Annotated in this window: 8 protein-coding genes; 7 read left to right on the top strand and 1 reads right to left on the bottom strand. The window is 36.9% G+C overall.

The genetic code is table 11. The features are described from left to right. Positions 1-150 precede the first annotated feature (150 nt). The gene (locus PLX19_RS22985; RefSeq protein ID WP_272191178.1) at positions 151-702 is read right to left on the bottom strand and encodes a GNAT family N-acetyltransferase; all 552 of its coding nucleotides are present in this window, start codon (positions 700-702) and stop codon (positions 151-153) included. Positions 703-826: 124 nt separating this feature from the next. Between PLX19_RS22985 and spoIIM the strand changes: the two genes are divergently transcribed. From spoIIM to PLX19_RS22950, 7 genes are all read left to right on the top strand, one after another. Next, complete coding sequence (gene spoIIM, locus PLX19_RS22980; RefSeq protein ID WP_272191176.1) at positions 827-1,477, top strand: stage II sporulation protein M; 651 nt, start codon at positions 827-829, stop codon at positions 1,475-1,477. A 107-nt stretch (positions 1,478-1,584) separates the two neighbouring features. After that, complete coding sequence (gene fur, locus PLX19_RS22975; protein ID WP_272191175.1) at positions 1,585-2,040, top strand: ferric iron uptake transcriptional regulator; 456 nt, start codon at positions 1,585-1,587, stop codon at positions 2,038-2,040. Between the two features lie 319 nt (positions 2,041-2,359). After that, a complete protein-coding gene (locus tag PLX19_RS22970) occupies positions 2,360-2,590 on the top strand; it encodes a YqzK family protein (protein WP_272191173.1) in 231 nt (76 codons plus the stop codon). Positions 2,591-2,596: 6 nt separating this feature from the next. Continuing rightward, entirely contained in the window at positions 2,597-3,487 is an 891-nt protein-coding gene (gene xerD / locus PLX19_RS22965) for a site-specific tyrosine recombinase XerD (RefSeq protein ID WP_272191172.1), read from the top strand. 137 nt (positions 3,488-3,624) lie between these two features. Beyond that, complete coding sequence (locus tag PLX19_RS22960) at positions 3,625-4,371, top strand: FixH family protein (RefSeq protein ID WP_272191184.1); 747 nt, start codon at positions 3,625-3,627, stop codon at positions 4,369-4,371. Between the two features lie 403 nt (positions 4,372-4,774). Next, on the top strand, positions 4,775-5,959 hold the full coding sequence (gene deoB / locus PLX19_RS22955) for a phosphopentomutase (protein WP_272191171.1): 1,185 nt from the start codon (positions 4,775-4,777) through the stop codon (positions 5,957-5,959). Positions 5,960-5,971: 12 nt separating this feature from the next. Continuing rightward, the gene (locus tag PLX19_RS22950) at positions 5,972-6,793 is read left to right on the top strand and encodes a purine-nucleoside phosphorylase (RefSeq protein ID WP_272191170.1); all 822 of its coding nucleotides are present in this window, start codon (positions 5,972-5,974) and stop codon (positions 6,791-6,793) included.

Raw genomic sequence — 6,793 nt, 5'->3', positions numbered from 1 at the left:
TTTTTTATCAGTGTTGACAGATAAAAAGAGGTTCAGACACAAAAACAGGCTGCGGAGAATACTTTCTCCACAGCCTGGAAAAAATAAACACTCGCTTTATGCGAGTGTTTATTTTTGTGAAATGTGAAGATGACTAGCTGTAACGTCTTTTTATTGTATTTTTGCATATACACACGTATCACGTAAACTGCCATCAGGAGCAAGGAAATCATTTTCGAGCGTACCTTCTAGAATAAACTCTAGGCGCTCTGCAACTAATCGTGCGTTTGTATTATTCGCATCACAACGAATTTCAAGGCGTTTTGCTCCAAGTTTATCGAAAGCGAATTGAACAGCTCCTTTTAATGCTTCTGTCATATATCCCTGTTTTGTATAAGAGCTATGAAGCCAAAAACTGATGGAAAACTTTGGGATTTCCCAATTTTCTGGATGAAGAGTGAGTGCACCGATGAAAGTACCCGATGTTTTCTCGTATAGATGGAATGGTAATGTCTCACGAAGTAAAAACTTTCCATGTGCTTCTCTAACTGCTGATTCTGCTGTTTCTTCAGTTTCGTGTGTAATAGCCATCCATGGCTGCAAGTCTTCTAAAGAAGCTTGAATAGCTTCGTAAACATCCGCTCCATCACCTGGGAACGGTTTCCGCACTTGTAAGCGCTCAGTCTGAAATAATGTTGGAAAATCCAATAATAGTTGTTTCAAACGAAATCCCTCCTATTCTCTTCTTTTAAGTTTAGCAAAGTGGCGTGGAATTTCAATGTTAATTCGTCATACTTTTTTCTTTCTTTCATACATTCTAGTAAGAGAAAGAACGGAGGGACAGAATATGCTAAGGAAATCATCTTGGCAAGATAGGGTAACATATCATGTACAAGAACACGCCTCACTATATGTATTTGTAGCAGTTCTTTTATTAATGGGAGTTATTTTTGGAGCAATTCTTGTGAATAGTTTACAAGTAAGTCAAAAGCAAGACTTGTACTTTTATTTGAGTCGTTTTTTTGGACAAGTTTCCAAAGGACAATTTGCAAATGCAGGTGAGATGTTTCGAGAAAGTTACTTATCGCAACTGAAATACATCGGCTTTATTTGGATTTTAGGTATTTCCATCATCGGTTTACCACTTATTTTTATTTTATTATTTTTAAAAGGAGTTGTTGTAGGGTTTACAGTAGGGTTTTTAGTGAGTCAACTCGGATGGAACGGACTATTATTAGCGTTTGTGGCTGTACTTCCACAGAATGTAATTATCATACCGACGTTTCTTATTATGACGACGATTGCAGCTAGCTTTTCATTGCGGATGATTCGTCATCAATTTATTCGGAAAGTAAATGAACCATTACTACCACTTTTTATGCGCTACACTTGCTTTTTTCTTACTATCGGTGTGGTGTTAGCAGTTGCTTCAGGAGTAGAAGCGTATGTATCACCAACTTTTATGAAACAAGTCATGGATACTATTAATAAAAAATAATTATACTTTGAGAATTATTATCAAGTAATCTTGATTATTTTTCTTTTGACAGTTGCCCTTCTTCTGATATAATGGGGTAAGAGTGGCGAGGGAGGGAGTAGTACCGAATGGAAGAAAGAATTGATCGAATTAAGAAGCAATTACATGCAGCGAGTTATAAATTAACACCACAACGTGAAGCAACAGTTCGCGTGCTGCTAGAAAATGAAGAAGACCATTTAAGCGCGGAAGATGTTTACCTCCTTGTAAAAGAAAAGTCGCCAGAGATCGGACTTGCAACCGTTTATCGGACTTTGGAGTTATTATCCGAGTTGAAAATTGTCGACAAGATTAATTTCGGTGACGGTGTTTCGCGCTATGACTTACGCCAAGAAGGAGCATCACGTTTTCATCATCATTTAATTTGTACGGAATGCGGTGCAGTAGAAGAAATTCAAGAGGATTTACTTGGCGAAGTAGAAAAAAGGATAGAACAAGAATGGCGCTTTAAAGTAAAAGACCATCGTTTAACGTTCCACGGTGTTTGTGAAAATTGTCAAGAAAAATTAACAGAAGAAAAATAACCTTTTCCTATTTAATTAGGAAGAGGTTTTTTATTTGTAATCAGGTATAAATGATGAAAAGCTTGGCATATGTTGTAATAACATATATTTTGGAGGTTCATCACTGTCACAAGGGTTTGACTTTTTGAAAACGAATCATTTTTAATACACGGAACGGAGAGTGGTGACTCCTGCGGGAATAGCGAGGGAAGTGAGACCCCGCAGGCTTGCCGAGAAGGCTCGCTCTCGCCCGCGGAAAGTGTCCACTCGGAGTGGAGTGTACATCTATCTATATGTCACCCCCGTCTTTTGGTGATGAACTATTTTGGAGGAATTTACAATGCGCCGAGCAATGAAAGTTATTTTTGATGGTATGAAAGTATTTTTATTGTTTACCAGTTGTACCATTTTGTTTTATTTCGCTATACTATGGATAAATGAAGAATATGAAAGCTATCATCGTTATGAAAAACCGAAAGAAGAAATGGTAGAAAAAGTATCTGGAACAGAAGAACCTGCGAAAGATGCTTTCGTAAACAGAATGATTTTTTTCTATGAAAATGGGGAGTAGAGAAGATTGAAAGATCAATTACAAGATTTTATTCATTATATGGTTGTTGAAAAAGGGTTAGCTAAAAATACAGTTGTATCATATGAACGTGATTTAAAAAGTTATATGAAGTATTTACAAAAAGTAGAGGGAATTATATCTTTTCATGATGTGACGCGAATGCATATTGTAAGCTTTTTGCATCATCTAAAAGAGAATGATAAATCTTCGAAAACGATGGCGCGTCACATTGCATCTATACGATCGTTTCATCAATTTTTATTACGTGAACGCGTTGTGGAACATGACCCATCTGTACATATTGAAACGCCTCAAGCTGAGCGTAAATTACCGAAAGTGTTATCTATTGATGAAGTAGAAGCATTATTACAAACGCCGAAAGCAACGAGTGCCTTCGGAATCCGTGATAGGGCTATGCTAGAGTTATTATATGCAACAGGATTACGTGTTTCTGAGTTAATTGAATTAAACATTGCTGATGTACATTTAACAATGGGTTTTGTTCGTTGCATAGGAAAGGGAAATAAAGAGAGAATTATCCCTCTTGGCAGCTTAGCGGCAGAGGCGATTCAGCATTATATTGAAAAAGGAAGACCGGAACTATTTGGAAAGCAGACGGCCGAAGCACTCTTTTTAAATCATCATGGAAATCGTTTATCACGCCAAGGATTTTGGAAAATTTTAAAGCGACTTGCAAAAGAAGCAAACATTCAAAAAGAACTTACACCGCATACGTTGCGTCATTCTTTTGCAACGCATTTATTAGAGAATGGGGCAGATTTAAGGGCGGTACAAGAAATGCTTGGTCATGCCGATATTTCAACAACACAAATTTATACACACGTTTCAAAAACTAGATTAAAAGATGTATATAAACAGTTCCATCCAAGGGCATGAGTTTTCATGTCCTTTTGCTATTATGGTGAAAAAAACTTCACAAAAACTTCACAAACATTTCGTACATTGTTTTCAGCAGAAGGCTAGAATATGAACGTATATTTCCTCTATACTAATATAGTACGAAGGAGGAAGTTATAATGAAGAAACTTTTAATTACATTATTTATCGCCATGCTAGCATTAGCTGGTTGCAATACGAAATCGGACGAAAAAGCGAAAAATGATAAGCCGCTTGAAGAAGTAAAAGTAGCAGTAAAAACAAACCCTGAAACAATAAAGCCAAATGAAAAAGTAGAAGTGCAAGCAAGTGTTACACAAGGGAAAGAAAAAGTAACAGATGCAGATGATGTGAAATTTGAAATTTGGAAAGATGGCGAAGAGAAAAAAGAAATGGCAAATGCGAAGCATAAAGGGAACGGTGTTTATACAATCGATAAAACATTCCCATCTGACGGTGTTTACCATATTATTGCACATACAAATGCACGTGATATGCATGTGATGCCAGAAGTAAAAGTAGCTGTTGGAAATGCAAAAGTAACAGAAGAAAAGAAAGCTCATGATAGTCATGAAGCGGGTCATGGTGATCATAAAAGTGAGACAATGATTCATCTTATGGCAGATGGTGTAAAAGCAAATACAGAATCTACAATGAAAGTACACTTAAAACAAAAAGAAGAAGCGTTAACTGGTGCGGAAGTTCAACTTGAAATTTGGAAAGATGGTGCAGAAAAGCACGAGTTTGTTCCAGCAAAAGAAGGTAACAAAGGTGAATATACAAGCACTCATACATTTAAAGAAGCAGGTACGTATAAAGTGAAGGTTCATGTACGAAAAGGTGATCTTCATGACCATAAAGAAGAAACAGTTGAAGTGAAGTAAGGAACAGCTCTTTGAAAGAGCTGTTTTTATTTATTATTGATATACATTCCAATAACAAAAGCTTTTCTTTTAGGCAGTAGAGAGCATCTAGCCACATGCAAGAATTAAAACAAAGAGACAAAACGAGTGCAGATCGCGTTTTGTCCTGCATAGATAGCAGCGACTGATATGTTAGAAAAAACAAAATAGATTTATATATTGGTTTTATTAGCGCTTCTCGGCAGAATAGATTACAATGAAAATGTGTAGAAAATATGAAATATGATAAAAATTTCTTAAAAAGAAAGCGCGAACATGTTATGATAGCTGTGAGAGATGTCTGACATCTGACTTAGAAGAAGAAGGAAGTTTTTAAAGCGATTTGAACATACTACATTAGTAGCATATATAGGAGGTTACAGTTGTGAGCAAATATAAACGTATTTTCCTTATCGTAATGGACTCCGTAGGAATTGGAGAGGCACCAGATGCCGAGAAATATGGCGATAAAGGTTCTGACACATTAGGTCATATTGCAGAGCATATGAATGGATTACAGATGCCAAACATGATGAATTTAGGTCTTGGTAACATCCGTGAAATGAAAGGGATTTCAAAAGTAGAGAAGCCGCTTGCATATTATACAAAAATGCAAGAAAAATCTACGGGTAAGGATACCATGACAGGACATTGGGAGATTATGGGTCTATACATTGATACGCCGTTCCAAGTGTTCCCAGAAGGATTCCCAAAAGAATTGCTGGATGAGTTAGAAGCGAGAACAGGGCGTAAAATCATTGGGAATAAACCAGCTTCTGGAACAGGGATTCTCGATGAACTTGGACAAGAGCATATGGAAACAGGCGCATTAATCGTGTATACATCTGCTGATAGCGTACTGCAAATTGCTGCTCATGAAGAAGTTGTACCACTTGAAGAATTATATAACATTTGTAAAATTGCACGTGAGTTAACACTTGATGAAAAATATATGGTTGGTCGTGTGATTGCCCGTCCATTCGTTGGAGAGCCAGGAAACTTTACACGTACACCGAATCGTCATGATTACGCTTTAAAACCATTCGGTCGCACAGTTATGAACGAATTAAAAGATGCTGACTATGATGTAATTGCAATTGGCAAAATTTCTGACATTTATGATGGAGAAGGTGTAACAGAGTCTCTTCGTACAAAATCAAACATGGATGGTATGGATAAACTTGTAGATACATTAAACATGGACTTTACTGGTTTAAGCTTTTTAAATCTAGTTGACTTTGATGCACTATTCGGTCATCGTCGTGATCCTCAAGGATATGGAGAAGCATTACAGGAATATGATGCACGCCTTCCTGAAGTGTTTGAAAAGTTACAAGAAGACGACTTATTACTTATTACAGCTGACCATGGTAATGACCCAATTCACTACGGTACAGACCATACGCGTGAATATGTACCATTATTAGCGTATAGCCCAAGTATGAAAAATGGTGGACAAGAATTATCACTTCGTCAAACATTTGCTGATATCGGTGCAACAGTTGCAGAAAACTTCAATGTAACAATGCCAAAATACGGAAAAAGTTTCTTAAACGAGCTAGGTAAATAGGAGGAATATAAAATGAATCGTGAATTAATTTCAAAATCTGCATCATATTTAAAAGGTAAATTTTCAGAAAGACCGACAGTAGGACTAATCCTTGGTTCAGGTTTAGGTGTATTAGCGGATGAAATCGAAAATGCAGTAGCTGTACCATATAATGAAATTCCTGAGTTTCCTGTATCAACAGTTGAAGGTCATGCTGGCCAACTAGTATTCGGTACACTTCAAGGAGTTACAGTTGTAGCAATGCAAGGTCGCTTCCATTACTATGAAGGATACGATATGCAAAAAGTAACATTCCCAGTTCGTGTTATGAAAGAATTAGGTGTAGAAACAGTTGTTGTTACAAACGCAGCTGGTGGTGTAAATACATCATATGAGCCAGGCGATTTAATGTTAATCTCAGATCATATTAACTTTATGGGATACAATCCATTAATCGGACCAAATGATTCTGAAATGGGTGTACGTTTCCCTGATATGTCTGAATCTTATAGTAAAGATCTTCGTGCAATGGCGAAACAAGTTGCAGCTGATTTAAATATTAAAGTACAAGAAGGTGTATATGCGGCGATGACAGGTCCTGTATACGAAACACCTGCAGAAATTCGTATGATCCGTACAGTTGGCGGAGATGCTGTCGGAATGTCAACTGTACCAGAAGTTATCGTAGCACGTCATGCTGGTATGAAAGTACTTGGTATTTCTTGTATTTCAAATATGGCAGCTGGTATTTTAGATCAGCCGCTTAATCATGAGGAAGTAATTGAAACAACAGAACGTGTAAAAGCAAACTTCTTAGCACTTGTAAAAGAAATTGTAAAACAAATGAAGGGATGA

The sequence above is a fragment of the Bacillus sp. BP-3 genome (assembly GCF_028401955.1).
In the GTDB taxonomy this organism is placed as follows: Bacteria; Bacillota; Bacilli; order Bacillales; family Bacillaceae_G; genus Bacillus_A.
The sequence above is the reverse complement of the archived record's forward strand: the minus strand, read 5'-3'. Positions and strand labels throughout refer to the sequence as shown.